This is a genomic window from Ruminococcus sp. RTP21484sp1_RTP21281st1_A8_RTP21281_210402 (assembly GCF_040914025.1).
GTDB lineage: Bacteria > Bacillota > Clostridia > Lachnospirales > Lachnospiraceae > Blautia_A > Blautia_A faecis.
Genome location: NZ_JBCPGE010000094.1, coordinates 1 through 1911, shown reverse-complemented (window position 1 = coordinate 1911; position 1911 = coordinate 1). Strand labels below are relative to the sequence as shown.

1 protein-coding gene is annotated in these 1911 nt (G+C 41.7%); it reads left to right on the top strand.

Translation table 11 applies throughout. The features are described 5' to 3' along the window. Window positions 1–520 precede the first annotated feature (520 nt). The gene (gene ltrA / locus AB5170_RS22350; RefSeq protein WP_173717583.1) at window positions 521–1810 is read left to right on the top strand and encodes a group II intron reverse transcriptase/maturase; all 1290 of its coding nucleotides are present in this window, start codon (window positions 521–523) and stop codon (window positions 1808–1810) included. The last annotated feature ends 101 nt before the right edge of the window (window positions 1811–1911 follow it).

Below are 1911 nucleotides of genomic sequence, written 5' to 3'. Positions count from 1 at the left end.
GCGTGTGTCCAGCAAAGCTGGACTACACTTGCCGGTGTAAGTCCGGTCACGGTAATCGCCAGTGAGCCGTGTAGTTAAACTCGGTGCGTTGTAGTAATACAGGGTGCTAAGCGAGTGGATAAAGTAACCTTGAAAAAGGTGCGAGCAATCATGCAGACCGTAACATAAAGTGAATTCTGCCGTATCGTTAAAAAGGTCTCGAAAGAGAGAAAAGGGAAGTTGAGCCTTGGCAAAATAGGCGAAAACCATGGAACGTGTGGAGAAACTGGAAAACAGCACGGAAGAATCCCTCGGTATAGAGGAAACGGTATGTATGAAAAGTGTAGTTCGGAACTGGAGAGACCCTACCCATCACCAAATGGTAAAGAGAAAGCGTATAAGCTTGGCGAAATCGTATTTCTGATGGAAGGGAGTCGGAGGGGAACATAGTACCGATAATGACTGTGCAAGAAAACGCAGTTTATGGGAAGGTTCCCTACTTCATTCATGTTTGTAGAGAGGGTAAGAGTGAGAGAATGTCATGCAGACTAATAACTCCAAAGAAAAAGTTCGACAACTTCAAAACAAACTATATCTGACAGCCAAGAAGTGTGACAGCCGAAGATTTCATGCACTTTACGATAAGGTATATCGAGATGATGTACTCTTTGAGGCATGGAAACGGGTAAAAGCTAACAAAGGTTCCAGTGGTGTGGATGGTGTCAAAATCGAGGATGTTGAAGCGATGGGAATTGAAAAATACCTATCAGAAATCAAATCAGAACTGATGAATGGAAAGTATAAACCATCTCCGGTAAAGCGAGTTATGATACCAAAACCAGACGGAAGTGAAAGACCTCTTGGAATACCAACGGTCAAGGACAGAATTGTGCAAATGGCTACAAAGATAGCAATAGAGCCAGTATTCGAAGCTGACTTTAGAGAATGTTCCTATGGATTCCGACCGAAAAGAAGTGCGAAACAAGCACTGGAAGTAGTAAGGAAAGCGTGTAACAACAAGGGCTATTATGTAGTAGACGCAGACATTGAAAAGTTTTTTGACAATGTAAACCAAGGAAAGTTGATGAAGCTGGTAGAGCAGAGAATATCAGACCGTAGGATATTGAAGCTGATAAAACAATGGTTAGTATCAGGAGTATTATATGGAAATGTACTGACAATCTCTGAACTGGGAACCAGCCAAGGTTCAGTCATATCTCCGTTACTGGCAAACATTTACCTAAACACACTGGACAGACTGTGGGAAAAGTATGGACATACTCACGGTATTCTTGTAAGGTACGCAGATGATACGGTAATCATTTGCAAGAATAAGAAAAGTGCAAATCACGCACTGAATTTATTGCAGTATATCATGGTAAAACTGGATTTAAAGCTACATCCAGTGAAAACAAAGATAGTCAGCATGTGGGACGGAAAAGAGGGATTTGACTTTCTCGGAATGCACCACAGAAGAATGACAACGGAAACACGCAAAGGACAACTGTACAAGGAAACGTATCAGTACCCAAGCAGAAAAGCCATGAAGAAAATGAAAGCCGAAGTCAAGAGGAATGTAAACAGACGAAGTCTGCTAGTTGCAAAGGAAGAGGATTTAATAAAGAATCTGAATCCGAAAATCACAGGATGGAAGAATTATTATTCCACCAAGAGAAACGAAAAGTGGATGCAGGCTCTAGACTGGTACATTATTTGCACTTTTACAAGATGGTATAACAAGAAACACCAGAGACGTAATCGTATGTCAAAGGTGGGATTTGTAAGAAATAGCATTTACGAAAAAGGATTAAAGAAAATGGCTAGAGCATGACGTAATGCTGTAGAAAGAAGAATGTCGGAAAGCCGTGTGAGGGAGAACCTCATGCACGGTTTGATGAGGGGCGGATGAAAATTTCATCCGCCTACTCTACC

What these genes read in the sequence shown, in the direction of transcription:
- ltrA (WP_173717583.1), top strand. Translation starts at nt 521, where the DNA reads ATGCAGACTAATAACTCCAAAGAAAAAGTTCGACAACTTCAAAACAAA.